Consider the following 23,235-nt stretch of genomic DNA (forward strand, 5'->3'; position numbering starts at 1 on the left):
CGCTATCGCCCGCTCAGGACCTCCTCGAGCGCTTCGGAAAAACGCTGCTCCAACGCTTCCAAGTCCGCCGACGCTTCGGCCCAGCTATCCCAGCTGCGCTCCAGGCGCCGCTCCAGGTCGCTGTGCCGTTTCAGCACCTCACCGGCATCGCCCGACTCATAAAACTGCGGATCCGCCAGCTTCTCCTCGATTTCGGTTTTCTCCTGCTCCATGCCCTCAATGTCGGCCTCCAGTTTGGAGAGCCTGGTTTTCAACGGTTTCATTTCACTTCTGAAACGGTTGCGCAGCTCCGCCTCGGCCCGTTTGACCTCCTTGGATTTGGGTCCGCTGCCGCTGTTGCTGCCGCCCGCACTTCCGCTCCCACTTCCACGGCTGCCATCCCCGCCATTGGCACGTCCCGGCGCACCGTCACCGCCCGCGCCCGCTCCATTGCCGGATCCCCCGGACCTGACTGCTTTCGCGCTGTACCCGGACAGGCCGGATCCCGCCGAACCGGATCCGGTGCCGGAACCGCTCTCTCCCCCTGCCTCGCCGCCCGCCTGCTGCTGTCGGGATTTCCACTCGTAGTAGCTGAAATCGCCGGGGTACTCGAAGACCCGGCCGCCGCCGACCCGCCACACCTTGTTGGCAAACCCGTCCAGGAAATAGCGATCGTGGCTCACCGCCACCACCGTGCCCTGGTACTGATCCAGCGCCCGCAGCAGCACCTGCTTGGAGCGCATGTCGAGGTGGTTGGTCGGCTCATCAAGAATCAGCAGGTTGGCCGGTTCCAGCAGGCTCTTCGCCAGCGCCAGGCGGCTCCGCTCCCCGCCGCTGAGCACACCAACGCGCTTGAACACATCATCCCCCGAAAACAGAAACGCCCCGAGAATCCCCCGGATACGGGTCCGGGCCTCCTGCGAACGCGCCGAGGCCTCCATCTCCTCCAGAACGGTACGCTCCGAGGCAAGCACATCGGCCAGGTGCTGCGCGAAGAAGGTCATGATCACGTTGTGGCCCGGCACGCGCTCGCCGCCGAACGGTTCGTTGCCGTTGATGATGCGTGCGAGCGTCGACTTCCCCGCGCCGTTCGCACCGATCAGCGCGATTTTATCGCCCCGCTCGATTTCGATATCCTGCCGTTCCGTGAACACCGGCACCGGCTTCTGCCCTTCGGGATCGTAGGTTTTATCCAGGTTCCGAATCGCCATCACGGTGATGCCGCACCGGGGCGGGTCGGGGAACCGGAAATCGATGGTGGCCGTCTCCTCTTCGGGCGCCTCGACGCGCTCCATTTTGTCGAGCTGCTTGATCTTGCTCTGCACCTGGCGCGCCTTTGTGGCCTTGGCCCGGAAGCGGTTGATGTACCGCTCGGCCTGTTCCAGCTCCTTCTGCTGGTTTTCATACGCCTGCTGCTGAAGCAGCTTCTGCTGCTCGTACTGTCGCTCGTAATCGTCGTAGTTGCCCTTGTAGAGCGCTATTTTGCGGAGTTGAAGGGCGGCGATATGGGTGACCATGCGGTTGAGGAACATGCGGTCGTGACTGACAATCCAGATGGCGCCGGGATAGCCCGGAAGGTACCGCTCCAGCCAGTCGATGCTGTCGATGTCGAGGTGGTTGGTGGGCTCGTCAAGCAGCAGGATGTCGGGTGCTTCCAGCAGCAGCTTTGCCAGCAGTGCACGCATCTGCCAGCCACCGCTGAAGGTATGCAGGGGATCATCCAGCTCCGCCGGAGCGAAGCCCAGGCCGGTGAGCGCCTCCTCCACTTTCGCCTCGCGCTTGCCACCGTCGGTTATGCGGTACTGATCCTGGAGCGACTCCAGCCGCGTCAGCAGGCGCGTGTACTCCTCCCCCTCGAACGAATCAAGTTCGGCGATTCGGGCCGACAACTCCTCGATCTCCTTCTCCAGCCGGTTCGACTCGGCAAACGCCTCCATCACCATCTGCCTGACCGTCTGCTCCCGCGACACCTCCAGCGACTCCTGCTGCAAATATCCGATGCGCGTGGAGGACGGCCATTCGCACATCCCCTCCTCCGGTTCCAGTTTCCCGGTCATAATGCGCAGCAGCGTCGTTTTTCCCGCTCCGTTCGGCCCCACAAGGCCGATCCGGTCCCCCTTCTGAAACGTCAAAGAAACCTTGTCAAAAAGTGGGCGATTTGAAATATAAAATGTTATATTATGAAGTCTGTACATATACGTTTTTCAACCACAAAAACCATCTGAAATTCTTATTACAACATGCTCGGAGTAAAAGTCAAAGATAACGAAAGCATTGATCGTGCCATAAACCGTTTCAAGAAAATGATGACCCGTTCCCGTGTTCTGATGGAATACAAGGAGCGCCAGCAGTTTATCAAGCCTTCGGAAGAGCGTCGTGAAGCGCACAAGAAGAGTGTCCGGGAAGAGCGCAAGCGTCGCCGCGACGAGTGGCGGTAGATTTCGGGTGCTGTTGCCGCACAGCAGGCTTCATAGCCTGCTGATGCTGTCGCCATCGCGATGGTGGCGGTGAGGCAAATGGCCAATCAGGGGCAGCGGATGTCGTAAGTTGCCTCAATCCAGTCCGCATTCCCGAAGCGCCTGTTCTACATTTTTTACGGGACTCGTCCGCACTCTTTTTTCGCGCGTGTGATTCGATCCGGCGGGAACGACCGCGCGCGAGAACCCCATATTCCCCGCCTCTTCCAGCCTTCGGGTGAGCCGGGTCACCCTTCTCACTTCCGCCCCGAGCCCCACTTCACCGATGATTACAATCGGTTCTCCGGTAGCCTTTCCGGAGATGGACGAAACCAGCGCGCAGGCCACGCCGAGATCACAGGCCGTCTCCGAGAGTTTCATCCCGCCCGCCACATTCAGAAACACATCATGCTGGTGAAATGCCATGCCGCACCGTTTTTCAAGCACGGCCAGCAGCAGGGAGAGCCGGCGCTGGTCAAACCCCGAAGCGGTGCGCTGGGGCATGGCGTAGGATGCCGGGGCCACGAGTGCCTGCACTTCAATCAGTAGCGGCCGGGTGCCCTCCATGGAACAGACCACGGCGTTGCCGCTCACAGCGGGATCCAGCTCCGACAGAAACAGCTCCGAGGGGTTGGCCACTTCCCGCAGGCCGTCGTCGTTCATCTCAAATATGCCCACTTCGTGCGCCGGACCAAACCGGTTTTTGAGGGTGCGGAGAATACGATGATGCGACTGTTTGTCGCCTTCGAACTGCAACACGGTGTCCACCATATGCTCCAGGATGCGCGGGCCCGCCAGGTCGCCCTCCTTCGTGACGTGGCCGATGGCGATGACGGTCGTATTCTCCTGTTTGGCAAACTGCATGAGCAGCGCGGCACATTCGCGGATCTGCGCGGTGGTGCCCGGCATGCTCTGCAGGCCCGAATGATAGACGGTCTGGATGGAGTCGATCACCAGGATGCCCGGCTTCTCACTCCGCGCCGTTTCGATAACCCGCATGATTTCGGTTTCGGTATAAATCAGGAGCGAGTCGGAGTGCAGTCCCAGGCGGCCCGACCGCTGACGAATTTGCGCCAGCGACTCCTCGCCTGAGACGTAAAGCGTTTTCTGGTCATCCAGCATGACCGAACACTGCAGGGCCAGGGTGCTTTTTCCGATGCCGGGATCGCCGCCAAGCAGAATGAACGAGCCCGGTATCACCCCGCCGCCGAGAACCCGGTCCAGTTCCCCGATGCCGGTTTGGTGGCGGCTCGCCTCGGAAGCAGGTATCTCACTGAGGGCAAGCGGCCTTGCAGGCGCATCATCAGGCCGGGCCAGCCGGGCCTTGTGCGGCTTGTCCGCCACCGGATCCCGGTCGGGAACCTCCTCCATCGTATTCCACTGTGAGCAGGAGTCGCAGTTTCCCATCCAGCGGGAAGATTCCCAGCCGCAATTGGTGCATACAAAACGGGTACGGTTCTTTTTTGCCATGGTTTTGATTGGGTCTGTTATGCCGGACGGAGTCGGTCAGCTTGACGGGGATATCCGAATCCGGGCCGTTCGGCCGGTGTCCCGGATTTCGGGTATCAGAAAAGCGTTTATCCGGGGCGATGCCTGTCCGTATCCGCTTGACCGGTATTTGCGGAAGGGTTACCGGCACCTGACCGCTTTTCGTTCCGGTTGTTCTTTGTCTCTACAATTTTCACATTCAGGTACCAGCTCATGGCCATCATTCCGGCGCCCACCAGGGTATAGAAGCTGATGATGCGCCACATGAATACCGCGATGCCCAGAAATTCCCGCCGCTCCATAAGGGGACCGATAAACAGGGCGTACAGTCCCTCCACGCCGCCGCTGCCGCCGGGTGTCGGCATGAACATCCCCGCCAGGGTCATGGCCATGCTGCGAAGAAACGAGAGCACCACATCGGCGGGAACAAAACTCAGTATCACAATCGCCGGCAGGGACATCTTGGCGAGCCAGGCGAGTGTGGACAGGCCGAACGCCTTATACAAAAAGGATTTCGGTTTCTTGCGCAGTTCGTGGGAATACTCCTCCAGCTTTTCCGCCTCCCGCGCGATCTTGTAGCGGTACTTCCGCAGCAGCGGCATGCTGAAAACGAAGTTAACCGTGCGTTTGAGCAGGGCGGGATCCCGGAACACCCCGTAGGTCAGGAACAGCGCGTAGCCAAGCAGGGCCATGTAGATGAGGAACATGGCGCCGTGGCCGGCCCATCCCGCGTTTTCCGGGATGACGGCAAAAAAAACGCCGAGAAGAACCAGCAGGGGGATGATAAACACCAGCAGCAGCTGGTCGAGCATGATGCCGTAAATCACAATGGCACTTGACTGGCCCAGTGAGAGCTTTTCGCGGGTCATCACATAGGTGGCCATGGGTCCGCCGCCAATGGTGGACGGGGTTATCGACGAGGTGAACTCCCAGCACAACACCACCCGAAGGGACGCAACCCAGCTGAGGCGCTGCTCGGAGAGATACCGGATTTTCATGCTCAGAAACCATATGCGCAGGCACACTACAAAAAGCGCGATAAACAGGCCTGGGGTCCGGTTCCAGTACAGCCGGTCGAACAATCCGGGGGAATAGGTGAGGTAGATGAGCACCCCCATACTGGTCAGGCTCAGCAGAATCGAAAGCACCAGGTACTTGCCGGAAATGACCGATGTGACGCCTGAATCCGGCCCTGGGCCGTTGTCTCGAGGTGTTTCGGGAACAGTATGGGTGTGATGGGCAGCCAAAAACGGAAATATTTAAAAATCACCGGAAACAAAAAAAGGCCCTGTACCAGCCGGCCGGTTAATCGGCTTCGGGCACAGGGCCTAAAATACTACCTAATTGCAACTGCTACAAGAAGCAGTCTGGCATCAGGCGATGGTGATGTCTTTGTCGAGATAGACATCCTGGATGGCGTTGAGCAGGCCAACACCTTCTTTCATCGGACGCTGGAACGCTTTCCGGCCGCTGATGAGTCCCATTCCGCCGGCACGCTTGTTGATGATGGCGGTCTTGACGGCATCTGCCAGATCGCTCTCGCCGGAGGAAGCGCCGCCGGAGTTGATCAGACCGGCGCGGCCCATGTAGCAATTGGCTACCTGGTAGCGGGTCATGTCGATCGGGTTGTCGCTGGAAAGTTCGGTGTACATTTTTTCATCAAGCTTTCCGTAGGAGGAGTCGCCGGCGTTAAGCGCCTTGAAACCGCCGTTCAGTTCGGGAAGCTTTTGTTTGATGATGTCGGCCTCGATGGTTACGCCGAGGTGGTTGGCCTGACCGGTGAGGTCGGCAGCCACGTGGTAGTCCTTGCCGTCTACCTTGAAGGCGTTGTTCCGGGTGTAGCACCACAGGATGGTTGCCATGCCCAGCTCGTGCGCGTAGGAAAACGCCTCGGCTACTTCCACAATCTGTCGGGCTGACTCATCGGATCCGAAGTAGATGGTTGCGCCGATGGCGGCGGCACCCATATTGTACGCTTCGTCGATGGTGCCGAACATGATCTGGTCGAAGGTGTTCGGATAGGTCATCAGCTCGTTGTGGTTGATTTTTACCACGAAAGGAATTTTGTGGGCGTATTTGCGGGAAACCGCGCCAAGCACACCATAGGTGGAGGCTACGGCGTTGCATCCGCCTTCGTAAGCGAGTTTTACAATGTTCTCGGGATCGAAGTAGGCCGGGTTCTTGGCGAAAGATGCGCCGCCGGAGTGCTCGATACCCTGATCGACCGGAAGAATGGAAACATAGCCGGTTCCGCCGAGGCGGCCGTTGTCAAACAGGCGCTGAAGGTTGGCCAGTACACGGTTGTTGCGGTCCGAGTGGGTCCAAATCGTATCGACAAAATCTCCCGAGGGAAGGTGCAGCTGGTCTTTGGAAATGGTTTTACACTCGTGGTTCAGCAGGCTGTCGGCTTCGGCGCCAAGCAGTTCCTGCACTTTTTTTACTCCAATTGACATATGAGGTTCCTCCTTTGGTAAGGTGTGGTTAATAGTATTTCAAAAAGGCGCGTAGCATGGCCTGCCTACGTCATAATCGATAAGAAATCCCTGATTTTTTCTCCAGTTTCCTATATCTCTGTAAGATAACGATTTTTGTATGAAATCTCTATTAAGAATCGGCAGTAGACGGTCACCTGTTTCGTGTTTTTTTCGTATTTTAGGGATTCGGTGGTGGACATTTCGGTCCGACTTTTATGGTGCTGTACGAATACGGCGCCCGGCTTATTGCCTGCATCCGGCGTGCCGGGCGATATCCGCCCGTGTTCCCGGAAACTCCAAACCCGAACCCTCATACCACGCCGGCGGTACCGCCACGCGCGATCCGTTGCCGGCCCATTCAAGCAGTAAAACCGTGAAACCAGGAACCCCGTCAGATAACCGCATCCCTGCGACCCGCCCCGCGGTGGAGGCGCCCGTCCTGAAACCGGGCAGCCGGTGCGTTGTGCTGGCCCCGATGGAGGATGTCAGCGACTCCCCGTTCCGCCTGATGTGCCGGCAGCAGGGCGCCGACATGGTGTACACCGAGTTCATCAGCTCGGAAGCGATCATCCGCGAGAACGAAGCCTCCAGACACAAAATGGGTTTTGAGGAGGCGGAACGTCCCATCGGCATCCAGATTTTCGGTGGACGGGAAGAGGCCATGCACGGAGCGGCGAAGGTGGCCGAGGCCGGCAACCCGGATGTGGTGGATATCAACTTCGGATGCCCGGTCTACAAGGTGGTGAAGAAAAACGCCGGTTCGGCCTGTTTGCGTGACCTTGGCATGATGGAACGGATGGCCGGCACCGTGGTAGACGCGACCCGCCTGCCGGTGACCGTCAAAACCCGCCTGGGTTGGGACGAAAAGACCATCCGCATCTCCGAAGTGGCCCTGATGCTTCAATCGGTGGGCGTGAAGGCGCTTACGGTCCATGCCCGCACCCGAAGCCAGGGCTACAAGGGCGAAGCGCAATGGGACTATTTCCGGATGCTCAAAGAGACCCCCGGCCTGCACATTCCCGTCATCGCCAACGGCGACATCACCGAGCCCGAACATGCCCGGTACCTATTTGAGGAGACCGGCGTCGACGGCATCATGGTCGGCCGGGCAGCCATCGGCAACCCCTGGATTTTCCGCGACATCAAACATTATCTGGAAACCGGCAAGCAGCTCCCCGCCCCCACCATTGAAGAGCGGCTGCGGATGTGCGCCGAACAGCTTCGCGCCTCAGTAGACCATCACGGCGAGCGCTACGGCGTCATCATGATGAAAAAGCATTACGGCAACTACATCAAGGGTATCCGCAACGGCAAACACCTGCGCATGGAGATCATGGAGAAGGACCGTATGGAGGATATTCTTGAGCTGCTCCTCAACTTCAGGGAACCCGCCGGCACTGCGGTCGCCGTGTGACATCCCGTGTGACATCAAGGCCAACGGGTATCTAACCGGGCGTAATGAAATAACGGCTCTAGCCGCACTCGCCGTCTGAACCGGCCGACCAGCGGCCGGGAGCCCCTGCACCGCTGTATCCGCTCCCATAAGCACAGCCTCTTATTCTCCGGCCGACACCCGATTTTCCAGAACTGTCACAACGCCAGCTTGTCAGCACGCAGCCAGGGCTGCAGCGCTTCGGGAATGGCCAGCGAACCATCCTGCTGCTGATGAGTTTCCAGAAAGGCGGCCATCACCCTGGGCAGCGCGAGTCCGCTCCCGTTCAGGGTATGCAGGATTTCGATATTGCCCGATTCGTTTTTATGGCGGATTTTCATGCGGCGCGCCTGATAGTCCTCGAAATTGGAACACGAGCTCACTTCCAGCCAGCGCTGCTGTCCGGGACTCCAGACCTCCAGGTCGTATTTCTTGCTCTGGGTGAATCCCATGTCGGCGGTTCCCATCAGCAGAGTGCGGTAGGGAAGCTCCAGCGCCTCCAGAAGCTCTTCGGCATCGCGGCGCAGCGACTCAAGTTCGTTGTAGGACGATTCGGGCGTTACCAGCTTGACCAGTTCCACCTTGTCGAACTGGTGGAGCCGGTTCAGTCCGCGCACATCGCTGCCGTACGACCCCGCCTCCCGGCGCCAGCACGGTGTGTAGCAGACGTACTTCAGCGGCAGGGATGCCGCATTCAGCACCTCGCCACGGTGGTAGTTGGTAACCGGTACCTCGGCGGTCGGGATGATGAAATAGCCGTCGCGGGGCACCACATACATCATATCTTCCTTGTCGGGGATCTGTCCGGTTCCGCGGGCGGAATCCTCATTCACGAAATAGGGCGCCATCAGCTCCAGATACCCCTTGTCGACGGCCTTGTCGATAAAAAACTGAATGAGTCCGCGCTGCAGACGGGCCACCGGACCCGAATAGAACGGAAAACCGGCGGCGGTAACCTTGGAGCCCCGTTCAAAATCAATCCACCCGCCGGCAGCCACCAGCTCCCAGTGCGGTTTAAAGCCATCGGGCGCGGCGGCACTGCCATCCTCGCCCATTCCTGCCGGTGTGCCCCAGGTGTGCACGGTCTGGTTGCCCGACTCGTCGGTGGTCACCGGCACCGACTCATGTGCGGCATTCGGTATCTTCAGCAGCATTTCATCACGCAGTGCAAGCTGCTCCCGCTCCCGGGTCTCCAGCTCCTTGATCTTCTGCTTCATCTCACCGGTCTGACGAATCACTTCCTGCGCTTCCTCCTTTTTACCCTGACCCATAAGCGTGCCGATCTCTTTGGCCCTGGCGTTGCTCTCCTTGCGGAGCAGGTCCAGTTCATGAACCGTGACGCGCCACTTCTCGTCGGCCTCAATGACAAGGTCCACTACTTCGGTTTCGGTTTCGCCTTTGGCCTTCATGGCCTGTTTCACCTCATCAGGGTGCTTTCGGATACGTTGGATATCAAGCATAGGTCAGTGTTTCGGGTCTCAAATCGGGTCGAAAATTCAGTAACAAACCGCCATGTAACCTGCAGAAATCGGTTCCGGCGGCGTAATCGGTACAAGAACCCGGCCTACCGGTGCGGTGCGAAGCCAAAGATACAACAATAACCCGTGAAGCGGAATCCCCCGCAAATCCTTGCTACCCTAAATTATTTAGGCTATATTAGTTTGATATAATAATTTCTTCAGAAACCCTTTTCTCTGGACACACGATGCATCATCTCGACGCCACAGATATCGCCATTTTAAAGCACCTGCAGCAGAACGGCCGCGCCCAGCGCAACCGGCTGGCAAAAATCGTCAACCTCTCGGTTCCATCCGTATCCGAACGGATGCGCAAACTGGAGGAGAAAAAACTGATTGACGGATACCACGCCGTATTGAATCCACAGAAATTCAATTTCGACATCGTCGCTTTTATTTTTGTGGAGGTGGACAATTCCAGCTATCACACGCCGTTTGTCGACAAGGTGATCGAGGAGCCCGAAGTACAAGAGTGCCATTCGATTACAGGTGACGGATCTCACATCCTGAAGATCGCCACGCGCAATACCGTTTCGCTTGAAAAGCTGCTCTCGCGGATACAATCGTGGGAAGGAGTCAAGAAAACCCGTTCCAACATCGTGCTTTCCTCGTTCAAGCAGACGCGTGAAATCCCGATCGATAACGAATACTGATTCGCGGCACCCGGTATTGTTCATGAAGCTTGCCCTCCGGATCCTCCCCCTGTTACTGCTGCTGGAGATTCTGGCGCTGTCGCCTGACACAGCTTTCGCGCGCCAGCAGTTCGGCATGTTCTACCAAGACTCAGCGGCCGAAAATATTACGGCGGATGAGCTTGAATGGCTCGAAGACGCCGGCTTTACCTGGCTGATGGTCAGGGAACCGCTGACCCCCGAACAGCGCCGTCTGATCCATGAAACCGGGTTTTCGGTCTACGTATTGATTCCGGAAGAGTTTGCCATACCTGCCCGTCTTGCAAAGGCCTCCCGCCGGTACTTTGAACGCGCCGATTCGCTGATGCGCTATTTCCGGCACGACCCGTTCGTCAAGGGATACGGCATGTTATCTTTCAGCGACTGGCAAGAAGCTCCCCTTCCCGACCGCCTGGAGTCGCTGGCCGCACCCTATCGTGAAAACCGCTGTCTGTTCGTCCTCGACACCCGCCCATTCAACGGCCCCTCCCTGGATCCGTTCGACCGTGTCATGCTCTACTCACGCAGTGCAGCGCGGCTGGAGCACCAGCTGCGGCACGATCCTCCGCTGAGCGGCGTCCTCTACCGCCCCGAATCGCAGCAGGCGGACATCCGCGATATCCAGAACGCCATCGCGCTGCTGTCCGGCGACAACCGTCCGCCCCTGTTTTTTGAACGCGAATGGTTCCTGCGAAATGCCCAGGGCGACACCATCGCCAACGGCACCGGCCTTGACCGCCTCACCGCCTTCCATGCCCGCGTACCCGATGCCCGGCTTGCCAACCCGGCCCCTCCCGACAACGCCGACCTGCTGGACTACTCCATTCTGATGCTGTTTCTCATCTGGGCCGCCTACACCGCCTTCTACCGGCTCAACCCCATCTACCGGAAATCGCTGAGCCGCTACTTCCTGAACTACGACTTTTTCGTCAACGATGTACTGATGCGGCGCATTCGCCTTCCCGGCGACGCGACTGTGCTGTTCATCCTGTGGGGTGTCGTCGGCGGCTTAATGGCGTTCACCACCGCGCATATCTATCTGGACCGTCTTTCGATGGGGGCGCTGCTCACCTACATGCCCATCATACCCTCCGGATGGGTGCATCCACTCCATTTCTTCGGCTTTTTCTTTCTGATCACCCTGCTGGTGAACACGATTCAGATCGGATGGATCCGGATTGCCAACTACAAACACAGCCATCTTTCCCAGATTGCGACGTTCGTTCTCTGGGCCCAGCATCTCAACCTCCTGATCGTCTCGGCGGGCGTCATCCTGCTCCGAATTGTTCCCTCTGAAATCGTGGTGGTTTCCATGTTCCTGCTGTTCTGGGTGAACATCTTCGCGAGCTTCTTCCTCACCGCCTACAACATGCGCCGCATCACCCCGACCTCCCCCATGTACATGGCCGGCACCTACGCCCTCTTTGTGCTGGTCGTCAGTACCCTGGTGTTCTGGTTTGTCTTCGCGATGGACATCATGCCGGCTTGGAAGCTTGCCTCCGGCCTGGCAGCCTACTGATTACTTTTCATCCGAGGTCTTTGCGGAGGCGTGCCACCGGAATATTGAGCTGCTCCCGGTACTTGCTGATGGTCCGTCGGGCCACGGGATACCCCTTCCGCTCAAGAGCCTCGGCCAGCGCCTGATCGCTCAGGGGCCGCGATTTTTCCTCTTTGGTGACCAGTTCCAGCAATATGTTCTTGATCTCCCGGTTGGACACGGACTCCCCGGTATCGGTCTCCAGCCCCTCGGTGAAGAAGTATTTCAACTCATACACCCCGAACGGCGTCTGCACATACTTTCCGTTGACCACCCTTGATACGGTCGAGATATCCATCTGAATCCGTTCGGCGACATCTTTCAGAATCATCGGACGGATGCCCTTGCCGGTCCGGAAGAACTCCTCCTGCAGAGCGACGATGGTGCGCATCACCGACATCAACGTGTTCCGCCGCTGCTGGATGGAATCGATAAACCACCGGGCCGACTCCATCTTGTCACGTATGAACTGCCGCGCCTCCTTGGCCTCACGCGCCTCCTTGCTCTCCCTCGACTCGTATTCGCCGTTTGTCTCCCTTCCACCGGCGTCCCGTGGTGTTCCGGCTGCCGGGTGTCCGCTTTTCTGTGGATGATCTCTTCGATCCTGCTCACCGCTTCCCGGAACTTCGCCCGCACGGGTGCCCCGTCCGCCATTGCCGGGCTCGCCACCCCGCCTGCGCGGACCGCCCATGGCGTCCCACATCTCTTTGTAATGACGCGAAATGCGGATATTGGGCATGTTCCGGTTGTTCAGACGGATGACAAACTCACCGGCCTCGGTATCGGATCCATCCAGGGCCTCTTCGAAGTAAACCTCAAAATCGGGTACGATAAACTGATCGGGATTGAGGTATTCGTCCGATTCGCCCGGCTTGGGATCGAGCAGCAGAATCACCTGGTTGGCTTCCCGCAACTGCGTTTCTGTCAGGTTCAGCTTGCGCCGGATTTTGTCATAGTGCTTTTTCTCAAACAGTGGCCAGGCTTTTTCCAGGATCTCCATGGCCCATTTCCGGCTGGGGTGGGAAGTCTCCATAACCTGCAGCTGAATCATCAGGCACTCCTGGAGGCTTCTCGCGGCCACTCCGGGAGGATCGAGCCGCTGAATCTGATGAAGCACCTGTTCGGCTTCGGCACCGGTAACCAGCTCCCCGTCGTTAAACGCCACCGCGTCGATGATCGCGTCGAGGTCACGGCGCAGGTATCCGTCCGAGTCGATGGATCCGATGATCTGATCGGCAACTTTCTGCTGCCGCTCGTCCAGGTTGAGCAGTTCCACCTGCCGTTCCAGCTGCTCGGTAAAACTGGTGCGGTAGGGTTTGGGGAGATCCCGCCAGTCCTCCTGCTCCCTGTTGTAAGCGGGCACGTATTCCTGGTCGTCATCGGCGAAAAAAGAATCCCAGTCGATCTCATCGTTTTCATCAACCGCCGCGACGTCCTCGTCGCCGGTATCCCCGGAGCTCTCCTCTTCGCTGGTGTCCGCACCTTCGGCCTGCTCAGAATGATCGGTCTGCTCCTCGCCGGTCTGCTCGTCAAATTCGTCCTCCATTTCGAGGACCGGGTTGGTCTCCAGCTCCTGCTTGACCCGCTGCTCGAGCATCAGCGTGGGCAGCTGCAGCAGCTTGATATACTGAATCTGCTGCGGCGACAGGCGCTGCTGCAACGATTGCGTTTGTCGTATGGATTGTGAAGGGCGTATCATACGGCTACTCCGATTCGTTGACGCACCTCTTCGCACGCGACCCGAAATTCTTCGTACCAGGCTTCACCGTAAGCGCGGACAAGGGCGTCCTTCAAAAAATCCGCCAGGTAAATGCCTTTCGCGGCGCCGCGATCGCAGGCGGGACTGCAGATGGAGGGGACATACTCCATATTCAAATATTCGCGGTTGCCGACTTTCATGACGCGCACCGGGAACAGATGACAGCTGAGCGGTTTCATCCAGTTGAAACGCCCTTCCTGCCAGGCCTTCTGAATGCCGCATACGGCGACATCGTTGGAGTCATAGGTCACAAATACGCACTCCGCCCCGTCGGTGCAGTTGAGCTCGGGATCGCGGTTACGGTTGCGTATGAGGCCATGGACATCGACCACTTGCCGGGCCCTGGGCCGCATTTCGTCGCGGAGGGTCCGCCAGGCCTTGTTCAGTACCGGAATTTCATTTTGCGTAACCGGGGCGCCGGCATCGCCCACAACACAGCATGCCCCCTTGCAACGCAGCAGATCGCATGCGAAGCGGAATGTGGCGACATCATCGGAAATAATGGTATGCTGCACCTGGAACATGAAGAACCGGTCTGGTTATCGGATTCCTTGAAACTGCTTAAAAATAAGCAAAAAATGGGTAGTTACCCACTTTCAGGCGGCTGTAAATTTTTTACCCGGCTTCTGGGCCACGAGTCCCGCCAGCTCCAGTTCCAGCAAAACCGACAACAGTGCCGGTGCCGGCCTGTTCAGCGCAGCCGCCAGTTCGTCTATCTGCCGTTCCCGGCCGTCCAGTTCCCGGCAGAGGCGCTCTCCCATCCCCCCGGCCGCCCGATGCCATGCCTCCGGTCCCGTGATACGGGTACGCATGATGGATTTTGAACCAAATGCAGGGTGGTTCCCGCCGGATCCCGCGGCATCATCCGGCAAAGGCCCGGCCGTGTGCCCGGTGTATCCCGGCAGCTCCTCAAGGATGTCCGCGGCACAGGTTACCAGCTTTCCCCATCCCCGCTGAATGAACACATTGCAGCCGTACCCCGACGGCCGTCGTATGTCATGCGGCACAATGAACACCTCCCGGCCCTGGTCGAGCGCCTTGTCGATGGTGATGCGGCTTCCGCCCCGCGGACCGGTTTCGGTGACCAGCACTCCAAGGGCCATCCCGCTGACGATCCGGTTACGAACCGGAAAGTGATGGGCGTCGGGCTTGCTTCCCGGCGGATATTCACTCACAACCGCCCCGCCTCCTTCAATGATTTTGTGCGCCAGGCGGGTGTTATCGGCCGGATAGATACGGTTCACTCCGGATCCCAAAACCGCTACGGTGCATCCCTGTTGTTCCAGGGCGGTACGGTGCGCGAGGGTGTCGACACCGCGTGCCAGTCCGCTGATGATGGCCAGATCGCCCGCTTCAAGCAGTTCGCGGGTAAACCGGACGGTTGCTTCGCGTCCGGAGGTGGACGGATTTCTTGTGCCGACAACCGCCAGGCCCGGCCTGTTCAGCGCTTCCAGGGCTCCCCTCACCCAGAGCATCAGCGGCGGATCGGGGATCTCGCGGAGCAGCGCGGGGAAGTCGGGATCCTGCGGGACAAGCAGCTCAATGCCCTGTTGTTCCGCCTGTTCCAGCACCGCGTCCACGCGGCCCCACTGCCGGAACGCCCGGATGGCCCCGGCGATTGATCCGCCGATACCGGGCACCGAGGTAAGCGCCTTGCGATCCATGGAGAACACCGATGAGAGGGGCGAAAAAGCACGGGCCAGCCGGCCGATCTTGGCCGCGCCCAGGGAGGGAATCATCGACAGGGCCAGCAGTGCCCGAATGTGTGGCAGACGGTCAGGGCGTTCGGTTTCCATGAAGCAGCTCCCAGATCTGTTCCTTCAGCCGGTCCATTTGGTGGCCCGTCACGGCCGAGACCGGGATCAAAGGCACATCCAGTGACACCTCCTGTTCCAGCTCATGACCGGGAAAGAGGTCCATGTGGGTGACCGCGACCATACGCGGCTTGTCGAGCAGGTCCTTGCGGTAGGCACCAAGTTCGTCACAAAGAATACGGTATTCGGCAGCGATATCGTTCGCGCCGCTGATCACGAACAGCAGCACGTTGTTGCGCTCGATGTGCCTCAGGAAGGTGAGTCCGAGGCCCTTGCCCTCATGCGCCTTTTCGATGATACCGGGAATGTCGGCCATCACAAAGCTGCGGTGGTCCGGCATTTGGACCACGCCCAGGTTCGGTTCCAGCGTTGTAAACGGATAGTCGGCGATTTTGGGCCGGGCCGCCGAAACCGCGGAGAGCAGCGTGCTTTTTCCCGCGTTGGGAAAACCGACCAGGCCGACTTCGGCGATCAGTTTCAGCTCGATCTCCACGACGATCTCCTCACCGGGTTCACCGGGCTGGGCGTATTGCGGAGTCTGGTTGGTGGCGGTCTTGAAATTGGCATTGCCGAGGCCGCCCTTGCCGCCTTTGGCGATCACCAGCCGGTCGCCGTGGTTTATCACCTCACCGAGAAACCGGCGCGTTTCATGCTCGTAGGCTACCGTACCCAGCGGCACGGGCAGCACGACATCCTCCCCCCTTTTTCCCGTTTTCAGGGAAGAGCCGCCCGGCTGCCCCTTTTTGGCTTTCAGGAATTTGCGGTAGCGGAGGTCGAGCAGGGTGTTCATGTGGGAATTGCCCTCCAGGACGATGTTGCCGCCGTCGCCGCCGTCGCCGCCGTCGGGCCCTCCTTTGGGCACATACTTCTCCCTCCGGAAATGAGCCATTCCGGGTCCGCCGCTTCCTGCGGTGAGGTACAGTTTCGCGTAGTCGGCAAATCTCATAAAAAAACAAATATCGGGTGGGCCACTATAAACGCCAGGTCAAAGTTACGCAATACGGTGTTTCCAAACCGGGCTATTTGGTGCAGATTTGTAGCCTCACCGGTTACGCTCCTCATACCAGGAGCGCAATCCGGGGTACATATCGCAAACGACCTCTCCGTCAGCGTCGACGGCCCGGCGCCAGTAGCGCCCGGCTTGCTCACCCTGACCCATACTATAGTATATCGACCCTTTCAGGGCATACAGGTCGGGCGAGTCGTTGACGGCGATCCCCTCTCGAACCAGCTCCAGGGCGGTATCGAAATCCCCGGAAAAATAGGCGGTCTGCGCCTTCACGTAGAGTGAAAGCGACTTGTTGGTCCGTTCAAAATAGTTTTCTTCGAGCTCCTGCTCCCGCCGGCGTATCTCTTCGGCCGCGCGTTCACGTGCAAGGCGCAGCTCCTCCAGGCGCGCCTCTTCCTGCTCGCGCTCCTCCTCCGTCAGCGGTGTATCGGCATCCCGATCATCGGCCCCGTTCGCCATACGCGTGGTATCGGCCACGTCCCGTTCCTGCGCGTTCCGGATGGAAAGCGGCACCTGGCTGGTCGATGTGCACGAAACCACGCCGCCGGCCATCACCACCATCATCACGGCAACAGCCGTTCTTTTTAACCCAATCATTCGCTCCCCACGGTTTTGCCTTCTCCTAATTCCGGTCGGCGGTCTTCATATGACCGAAGGGCCTCGCGCACTTTTTCGCCCAGTTCCGTGACCAGCGACTCCAGCTGCCGGATATACGTTTCCCGCTCCATCTCAGGCATTCTTCCGATAATCGCCGCCATTTGTTCCACATCCCGGTCGGTGATCTGTGTCTCTCCTCCAACTGACTGAAATCCCCTGTTTGAGAGACGCGCCGCGATTTTCTCGTATTCGTAGAAAGTGAGGTTACGCACCTGCGACAACGAAAACAGAATGCGGCCGGCTTCTTCCATACCATACTTTTTAAGCACGCCGCTTTTGCGGTCATCGGGCAGGTGACTGAGCACCAGCGCCTTAACCCGTTCTTTTTCGGATGAGAGAAGCTCCATAAGCTGTTCGTCGCTCAGGTAGTGCACAAAATTAAAGGTGTGGAGGATGGAGAAGCCGGTTGAAGCGGCACTCGCGGTGGAGGCCAGTGCCATTTGCTGCTCGTGTTCAATGCTGTCATGAACGTTTCCCCCCGCTACCGCGTGTCGGCCTTCTTTTTTTTTTTTTCGCGAAAGCATGACCATCAGGTACCAGACCAGCAGTGCCAAAAGCAGCGCAAGCAATACGGCGGCAGCCAGCATCAGGTAGAAGAGGCGGTTGGAATCGGCGAAAAGACCTTCGGGGGCGGGCGCTTCGGCCACTGCAGGCTCTTCGGTGCGCAGATTCCGCCTGACCAACTCGAACGTGTCGCCGCGCTCCGGATCTATGTCGATGCGGGAGGTGACCGTCTCGCGCATCAGCTCGAGATCCTGCTCGGTCAGCATCGAATCAACGCGCACAAGGATGTGCATCCGCTCCAGTTCGGGTACGCGGGTCTCCACCACCTCGACACCTTCCTGCTGTACCCGCGATGTTGTTTCGCGCTCACGAATCAGGTCACGCGGGACAAACGGCAGGCCCGGAAGTCGTCCTTCGGGTTCTGCGGTCTCTTCAGGGGCCGCGGCAACGGGCACTTCCCGGCGCAGGGTGCGCACCGACATTTCCACTCCGATTCTAAGCATATAGTCCTCCGGCCTGAAAAACCGGTTGATCGCCTCGGTAAGCACCTCGTAGAGCTGCTGCTCCAGCTGCATGGTCTCCAGGGCGGTGAGCTCTCCGTCGGAGAGGTCGCTTCGGCGGACTGCGGTCCGGTCGCCTTCATCGGCGGCGGCAAGCAGCGCCTGATTGGCGGCGGTCACCGGAATACGAAGGGTACTGCCTGCAGCGAGGCCCTCCCCGCACTGCGGATTGATGGCGCGCACGCGATCCGGCGATACCCGATAGGCCCGGGCAATGCCGAAGCAGTTCTGCCCCGGCCGCACCGTATGGATGAAAAAGTCGGCGCCGTCATGCCGCTCCAGGGTTTCGGTGATCGACACACGAGCCTGGCCCGCGGCGCTCTGTACAGCCGGCGTCAGGGTTACGGATGCCAGCAAGATCGCAATCACGCCTGTAAACCGTCGTTTTTGGACTAATGGTTTCGGTATCATTGGTTGGACAATGGTTTCGATGGCTGAATATTATTATCTGCCGGAATTACTTCCAGGGAATTGTTGCTCTCCGGCAGCCCGAAAATGCTGCTGCATAGACAAATACATACGATCAGTCTCGTATTTCAGAAAAATCAAAATCTCCGTTTTCACCTGCTTGAATGATTCTTTCCAGTTCCTCCACATCGGGGATCTCCAGTTCGGGGCTGCGTTCGGCGGCACGATCCCAGTACTGCTGCGCCGCCTCACGCCGTCCGTGAACAAACAGTAACGAGCCCTTGAGCGCCAGTCCGTAGTCGGTTTCGTAACGCTCCAGCGAGGCGTCGATCAGCTCCAGTGACGCGCCGAATTGACCGCGGTAGAACGCCTCCTGCGCACTCACATAGAGGCGGATGGCTTCCATGGATTGCCCCGCCAGGGCCCGTGCCAGCTGCTCCTCATCCCACTCGGGCTCCGGATCTGGCTCGGGTTCGGGTTCCGGCGCCTCCCGCGGCAGCAGCATGATATTCAGGCCCTCCAGAAAATCGCCGTGCGCGAGTGCCTGCACTTCAAATTGGAGTACCGGCGGCTCTGAGCGGGCATTCAGAAAATTCTGCTGTGTGGTGTCGACCCACGCCTCATAGCGCCCGGGGGGGATCTCCATGGCGTAATAGGAACCGTCGGAGAAGGTCCGCATCGTCTCGCGGAAGTCACCGTCCACCTGCCGGAGCATCACCCGCACCCCGCCGAGGCCGCGCTCGGTCTCCCCTTCCCGCCGCTGCACCATGCCCTCGATCACCCCGCTCATGTAAAACGGAATGTCCATGGGCTTGAACCGGTTGGGGTCGGATACGAACGAGAATTCGCGGATCACCGGAACCAGCATGGGATTGGGGATGGCCCCTACATTGACCATCAGGTTGTTCCGGTAATACTGCTGAAGCTGGGTGACGCGGATGACGCCGTCGTTGTGGAGCCGGCTCTGGCCGGAGCGGTCGAGCCGTACTGCGTTGGCGCGGATCAGCTCGTCGCCTTCGTCGAAGGTGCCGCTGTTGTTGTTGTCGGTGAACAGGCGGATGGACGCGGCCGAGCGCCCGACCTGCTGGCGGTTTTCGAGGACCAGCCGGTTGTGGTAGTCGTCGTAGCCGATCGACCCGCGGAAGTTCTGGCGGAAGGAGCTGCCCTGGCGGCTGGTGCGCGCAGTCGAGGTGGAGCGCGTGCGGTTCAGGTCGAACGAGAGGCCGCCCTCGATGGTGTTGAAGCCGGTCACCAGGTTGCGGGAGAAGGTGAAGCGGAGCCGCCCGCCGCCGAAAATATTTCGGGAGATTTGGAGATCAAGCCGTTCAAACTGGTCGCGCCGCATGCTGTAGTCGAGCTGCCCGCGCAGGTAGGTGCCCCGGATGATGGCGGGTATGGAGCGCGCGCGCGGCGCCGAGTAGGAGGCGGTGGTACGGATGCTGCCGTCGGTGGACTGCAGGTCGCTGCCCAGCATCCGGTAGGTGTTGCGGAACCCGCCGCGCAGGTTGACACGCCCCAAACGCATGCCGAGGTCGGCGCGCAGCCGGTTGGTGCTGCCCGTGCCGAAATCCTGGCGGTCGCCGCCTACCCGGAAGTTGAACGGCACCGGACCAATCTCAATCGGGATGAACAGGTTGGCGCGCGCCTCGTAGTCATAGCGGCCGATGTTGTAGAGGCCATCATCGGCGGCGTAGTAGGTGTAGCTGGCATCCCAGCTCATGGAGTTGGGGTAGACCACACTAGCCGACAGGCGGTAGTACGCCTCGGGGGCGATGTCGATGTTGGCGAGATACCTTCCCATAATACGGCTGGAGATGCCGGCGTAGAGATGCGGACGCACGTCATGCACTTCGGTGAGGTATTCGCTGCCCAGACGCACGGTCATCCAGTTGGTCGCACCGTAGGCGAGCTCGGCCGAGGCCACCCCCGAGTCATCTTCGGCGCCGAACACCGGCTGATCCATCTGCCCGCCGCTCAGATGATAGGTGAACTCGCCTGGTGGCAGAAACGTGAACGGTACCTGGATGCGTTGGTCCTCTTCCCGAATCCTGCCGTCGGGCTCATAAATCATGATGCGCACATTGCTGCTTCCGTAGGTCAGCGGCACGGAAAACCGGTAATTGCCCAGCTCGTCCACCTCCACAAAATCGATCAGGCGGTTGTTGATGAACAGTTCCACTTCGGATTGCGGCGGGGCGGTGCCGCGAAAGACGAATTCGTCGAGCGTGCGCCTCGGCTCAATAGGCTGGTTGGTGAGGTGGACCCCGCGGAACTGGCGGGATTGCGGACCTTCGGTGCGGTGCTGCCCGAGCCGGATCTGGGTAATGGCGGGCTGGTCGTGTATTGCGTAGCGCCAGCGGAGGCCGCTGGTGGTAAAACTGCTGGACATCTCCGACCAGGATCCGAACAGGTTGCCCTGCACGTCGCCGCCCAGGAATTCGGCCCCGATGCTGGCGGTGTAGCTGTAGCTGTTGTATTGATCGGTGATATTGCCGGTAAGCGAATAGTCGAGGAAGCCGCCGCCGAGAAGCTGACGGTCGCGTTCAAACTCCTGCGGGAAGAGCCGGCGCTCGCGGACCCCCAGCTCGGCCCGGGCCCGGCGCCTTTCACGTTCAATCCGCCGAACGACCGGCATGATGTCGGTGGTGTTCAGGCGTACTACCAGGCCGCTCATATCCACGGTGAATTCGAGTCCGAATACCTCGTCAAACACTTCGGGCAGCAGGTAGAAATCCAGCTCGTCGATCAGCATGTCATCCGCGGTAAAGGCGGTCTGTTCGCCGTCGAGGGTGGCGGTACGGTTCTGGAAGTGGATTTCGTAGGGGCGGTCGGTTTCCAGATAATGGCCGTGGAGGCGAAGGTTCTGCGAATCCAACTGATAGTAGATTTCGAGCAGGTCAAACAGCTCGGTGGTGGGCAGGTAAATGCGATCTGTGTCGTAGGAGTACATACCGATGATGACCACATCTCCCACTCCGCGAAACCGGAAGGAGAGAAACACCTCTTCGCGGTCGGGCTCCGCGGGTGTCTGCGCTATCGATACCACCGCGCCTGTGCCGCCTGTCACCACTCCGGCAGCGGGTGCCAAGAGCAGCAGCATGAAGCCGATCAGGAGTGACAGTAACAGGGGTGGATAATGCATTGTAAACGGGTTCGGCCCAAACGTGCCGGATGGCAACAGTACCGGGATACCGGGTGGATGGAAAAATGACTGGATTTTCGGCACTGATTCAATACATACAAACAGACAGACGGCGCCTTTGGCAGCCTGTTCCAGTGCTTTTGCCCAATAAACAGCAATATCGGAAAAAATGTGCCGAATCTCACCGGAATGGCGGTTAGATTGTTCTAACGACAACGGTTGGAAAACGGGCTGGAGCAGATGAAGATCCGGTGTTTTGAGGCGCCGCGCCTATGCGTTTTTACATAAACGGCCCCGAATATTAACCATTCTTAAAGTTGTGCGCTTTTCAGGCGCATTCCCCCTGATTTCGGGGATAAAACGTCCGTTTTTCGCTTATCGGGCGTCCCAGGAATTAAGAAAATATAATGGGGGAGGAATACACCGGGGGTGTGTTCTCGAAGAAGAGATAAGTGTAAGGCAGTGAGACCATAGCAGGGAACCGGGCCTGTGCATGGATATGCAGCCAGTGTGGCTAATGATTTATGAATAGCCAGTGGCAGGGTACCGGGCCTGTGCATGGCCCGGTGGCCGGGGCGTCTGGTACTTACGGGATGGTAAAAGTGACCGATTCGGAGACCGGGGGGCCTTGCACAATGTCACCTGAGGAAACATCGGGGCGCCGGGTTTCGAAGCGCACATCGGCGGTATAGCTGCCGGAGGGGAGGTCGGAGGCGTCAAACGAGACGCGACGTACCGCGTCCATGTATACGGTCGTCGAGCTGCGGCGTTCGTGGACGACGTTGCCGTTGGCATCGGTGACGGTCAGGAACAGTGAGCCCAGGAACGGGGAGTTGCCGGTGCGCTCCACATCAGCGCGCACCACAACGTCATCCTGCTCCAGAGAGGCGGTCAGGTTCCGGAACTGCACGCCGGTGGTGACACTGCCTTTCTTGTAGAAGCCGGCGGTCACCTGTTCAAAGCGGAAGGTGATCTGGGCCTGCACGCCTTCAGCCACTTCGTCGTCGATATCGGGCACGGCGGGATTGGAAGCGGTCTTGATACGGGTCCAGTAGGTGCCGTCGGGGATATCGCCGGGCGGACGCACGGTGAGCCGCACGGTCTGGCGTTCACCGGGCTGGAGGGTGAAATTGCGCGGAAATCCGCGAACCCACTCGGCGATGGAGTAGCGCTCCTTCGCCTCCTCGTCCTCATAATTCATGAAGCTGTTGCCGTCGGCATCGGTATCGGGGTAGCCGAACTCAAACGACAGGGCCACCTCCTGGGTCTGATCCGAGCCGTTGATGACGAGGAACGTACCAAAGCGGGTCTGGTCATCGATAAACAGGGCGGTCGGGGCGATGGTGACCTGCGCCACCGCCGATTTAAGCAGTAGTCCGGCAAGCAAAAAGAAAAACGTGCCAGCGCGCTTGAATAGAGGGATCATGGATGGGCCAATTTTGTGCCAATAATAAGAGCTCCCGTTGCGGGTAACCCGTTGTATTACAATATCGCTAACGTAATCAAAGCTTACAAATGTTGCAACTAAAAAAGTGGCATAATTGTAAAGCATATAACCCGAGACTCAAAGAGGATCAATACTAGAAATACGGCCCGTTTACGGACCTGAATTGTTGCAACCAACGGGATGGATTTAATTCTGTTTTTGAGAAAAGGCGTTATAGTAAGACTGTGAAACGACTATCACGTTAGAATAAAAGTACTCACGCTAAGAAAAAAAGTACTCTCAGAAGGTATCGATGTTGTCGGTGCTTACTGATGCATATAATAGCTCTAATGACATGTATGACCTATGCTTCTGAATTCACTACAAAGGAAAACGCACACA

At 58.8% G+C, this 23,235-nt stretch carries 17 protein-coding genes; 4 read left to right on the forward strand and 13 right to left on the reverse strand.

Features of this window, described 5'->3' with window-relative positions; all coding sequences use genetic code 11:
• Window positions 1-2 precede the first annotated feature (2 nt).
• Window positions 3-2,111: an ABC-F family ATP-binding cassette domain-containing protein gene (locus QA596_00925; protein MDG5766008.1), complete on the reverse strand. Its 2,109-nt coding sequence runs from the start codon at window positions 2,109-2,111 to the stop codon at window positions 3-5.
• A 108-nt stretch (window positions 2,112-2,219) separates the two neighbouring features.
• Between QA596_00925 and rpsU the strand changes: the two genes are divergently transcribed.
• Window positions 2,220-2,417 (forward strand): 30S ribosomal protein S21, encoded by a 198-nt coding sequence (gene rpsU, locus QA596_00930; GenBank protein ID MDG5766009.1) that lies wholly within the window; start codon window positions 2,220-2,222, stop codon window positions 2,415-2,417.
• Window positions 2,418-2,531: 114 nt separating this feature from the next.
• Here rpsU and radA read toward each other — a convergent pair whose 3' ends face one another.
• From radA to QA596_00945, 3 genes are all read right to left on the reverse strand, one after another.
• On the reverse strand, window positions 2,532-3,905 hold the full coding sequence (radA, locus tag QA596_00935) for a DNA repair protein RadA (GenBank protein MDG5766010.1): 1,374 nt from the start codon (window positions 3,903-3,905) through the stop codon (window positions 2,532-2,534).
• Between the two features lie 107 nt (window positions 3,906-4,012).
• Window positions 4,013-5,170 carry a lysylphosphatidylglycerol synthase transmembrane domain-containing protein gene (locus QA596_00940; protein ID MDG5766011.1) on the reverse strand — a complete coding sequence of 386 codons (1,158 nt, stop codon included), beginning with the start codon at window positions 5,168-5,170 and terminating at the stop codon, window positions 4,013-4,015.
• 126 nt (window positions 5,171-5,296) lie between these two features.
• Window positions 5,297-6,376 (reverse strand): class I fructose-bisphosphate aldolase, encoded by a 1,080-nt coding sequence (locus QA596_00945; protein MDG5766012.1) that lies wholly within the window; start codon window positions 6,374-6,376, stop codon window positions 5,297-5,299.
• A 394-nt stretch (window positions 6,377-6,770) separates the two neighbouring features.
• On the opposite strand from QA596_00945, the gene dusB reads away from it, so the two are divergent.
• Window positions 6,771-7,811 (forward strand): tRNA dihydrouridine synthase DusB, encoded by a 1,041-nt coding sequence (gene dusB / locus QA596_00950; GenBank protein MDG5766013.1) that lies wholly within the window; start codon window positions 6,771-6,773, stop codon window positions 7,809-7,811.
• A 176-nt stretch (window positions 7,812-7,987) separates the two neighbouring features.
• Here dusB and serS read toward each other — a convergent pair whose 3' ends face one another.
• Entirely contained in the window at window positions 7,988-9,289 is a 1,302-nt protein-coding gene (gene serS, locus QA596_00955; protein MDG5766014.1) for a serine--tRNA ligase, read from the reverse strand.
• 245 nt (window positions 9,290-9,534) lie between these two features.
• Here serS and QA596_00960 point away from each other — a divergent pair, with 245 nt between their 5' ends.
• Both QA596_00960 and QA596_00965 read left to right on the forward strand, forming a co-directional pair.
• Window positions 9,535-9,999 (forward strand): Lrp/AsnC family transcriptional regulator, encoded by a 465-nt coding sequence (locus QA596_00960; protein ID MDG5766015.1) that lies wholly within the window; start codon window positions 9,535-9,537, stop codon window positions 9,997-9,999.
• Between the two features lie 22 nt (window positions 10,000-10,021).
• The gene (locus tag QA596_00965; protein ID MDG5766016.1) at window positions 10,022-11,536 is read left to right on the forward strand and encodes a hypothetical protein; all 1,515 of its coding nucleotides are present in this window, start codon (window positions 10,022-10,024) and stop codon (window positions 11,534-11,536) included.
• A 7-nt stretch (window positions 11,537-11,543) separates the two neighbouring features.
• Here QA596_00965 and QA596_00970 read toward each other — a convergent pair whose 3' ends face one another.
• From QA596_00970 to QA596_01005, 8 genes are all read right to left on the reverse strand, one after another.
• On the reverse strand, window positions 11,544-13,253 hold the full coding sequence (locus QA596_00970) for an RNA polymerase sigma-54 factor (protein ID MDG5766017.1): 1,710 nt from the start codon (window positions 13,251-13,253) through the stop codon (window positions 11,544-11,546).
• On the reverse strand, window positions 13,250-13,837 hold the full coding sequence (locus QA596_00975; protein ID MDG5766018.1) for a DUF3109 family protein: 588 nt from the start codon (window positions 13,835-13,837) through the stop codon (window positions 13,250-13,252). Before QA596_00975 ends, QA596_00970 begins: the two co-directional genes overlap by 4 nt.
• 72 nt (window positions 13,838-13,909) lie before the next feature.
• Complete coding sequence (dprA, locus tag QA596_00980) at window positions 13,910-15,109, reverse strand: DNA-processing protein DprA (protein ID MDG5766019.1); 1,200 nt, start codon at window positions 15,107-15,109, stop codon at window positions 13,910-13,912.
• Window positions 15,090-16,073, reverse strand: a complete 984-nt coding sequence (obgE, locus tag QA596_00985) for a GTPase ObgE (GenBank protein MDG5766020.1) — start codon at window positions 16,071-16,073, stop codon at window positions 15,090-15,092. Before obgE ends, dprA begins: the two co-directional genes overlap by 20 nt.
• 96 nt (window positions 16,074-16,169) lie before the next feature.
• Window positions 16,170-16,733 (reverse strand): hypothetical protein, encoded by a 564-nt coding sequence (locus QA596_00990; GenBank protein MDG5766021.1) that lies wholly within the window; start codon window positions 16,731-16,733, stop codon window positions 16,170-16,172.
• Complete coding sequence (locus QA596_00995) at window positions 16,730-18,226, reverse strand: hypothetical protein (protein ID MDG5766022.1); 1,497 nt, start codon at window positions 18,224-18,226, stop codon at window positions 16,730-16,732. The genes QA596_00990 and QA596_00995 overlap by 4 nt, the downstream gene beginning before the upstream one ends.
• Window positions 18,227-18,380: 154 nt before the next feature.
• A complete protein-coding gene (locus QA596_01000) occupies window positions 18,381-21,407 on the reverse strand; it encodes a hypothetical protein (GenBank protein ID MDG5766023.1) in 3,027 nt (1,008 codons plus the stop codon).
• A gap of 586 nt (window positions 21,408-21,993) precedes the next feature.
• Entirely contained in the window at window positions 21,994-22,833 is an 840-nt protein-coding gene (locus QA596_01005; protein ID MDG5766024.1) for a hypothetical protein, read from the reverse strand.
• Window positions 22,834-23,235 lie beyond the last annotated feature (402 nt).

The organism is Balneolales bacterium ANBcel1, from assembly GCA_029688905.1.
Lineage (GTDB): Bacteria > Bacteroidota > Rhodothermia > Balneolales > Natronogracilivirgulaceae > SLLW01.

What these genes read in the sequence shown, in the direction of transcription:
- QA596_01005 (MDG5766024.1), bottom strand. Translation starts at nt 22,833, where the DNA reads ATGATCCCTCTATTCAAGCGCGCTGGCACGTTTTTCTTTTTGCTTGCC.
- QA596_00975 (MDG5766018.1), bottom strand. Translation starts at nt 13,837, where the DNA reads ATGTTCCAGGTGCAGCATACCATTATTTCCGATGATGTCGCCACATTC.
- radA (MDG5766010.1), bottom strand. Translation starts at nt 3,905, where the DNA reads ATGGCAAAAAAGAACCGTACCCGTTTTGTATGCACCAATTGCGGCTGG.
- dprA (MDG5766019.1), bottom strand. Translation starts at nt 15,109, where the DNA reads ATGGAAACCGAACGCCCTGACCGTCTGCCACACATTCGGGCACTGCTG.
- QA596_01000 (MDG5766023.1), bottom strand. Translation starts at nt 21,407, where the DNA reads ATGCATTATCCACCCCTGTTACTGTCACTCCTGATCGGCTTCATGCTG.
- QA596_00990 (MDG5766021.1), bottom strand. Translation starts at nt 16,733, where the DNA reads ATGATTGGGTTAAAAAGAACGGCTGTTGCCGTGATGATGGTGGTGATG.
- QA596_00960 (MDG5766015.1), top strand. Translation starts at nt 9,535, where the DNA reads ATGCATCATCTCGACGCCACAGATATCGCCATTTTAAAGCACCTGCAG.
- QA596_00945 (MDG5766012.1), bottom strand. Translation starts at nt 6,376, where the DNA reads ATGTCAATTGGAGTAAAAAAAGTGCAGGAACTGCTTGGCGCCGAAGCC.
- QA596_00970 (MDG5766017.1), bottom strand. Translation starts at nt 13,253, where the DNA reads ATGATACGCCCTTCACAATCCATACGACAAACGCAATCGTTGCAGCAG.
- obgE (MDG5766020.1), bottom strand. Translation starts at nt 16,073, where the DNA reads ATGAGATTTGCCGACTACGCGAAACTGTACCTCACCGCAGGAAGCGGC.
- rpsU (MDG5766009.1), top strand. Translation starts at nt 2,220, where the DNA reads ATGCTCGGAGTAAAAGTCAAAGATAACGAAAGCATTGATCGTGCCATA.
- serS (MDG5766014.1), bottom strand. Translation starts at nt 9,289, where the DNA reads ATGCTTGATATCCAACGTATCCGAAAGCACCCTGATGAGGTGAAACAG.
- QA596_00965 (MDG5766016.1), top strand. Translation starts at nt 10,022, where the DNA reads ATGAAGCTTGCCCTCCGGATCCTCCCCCTGTTACTGCTGCTGGAGATT.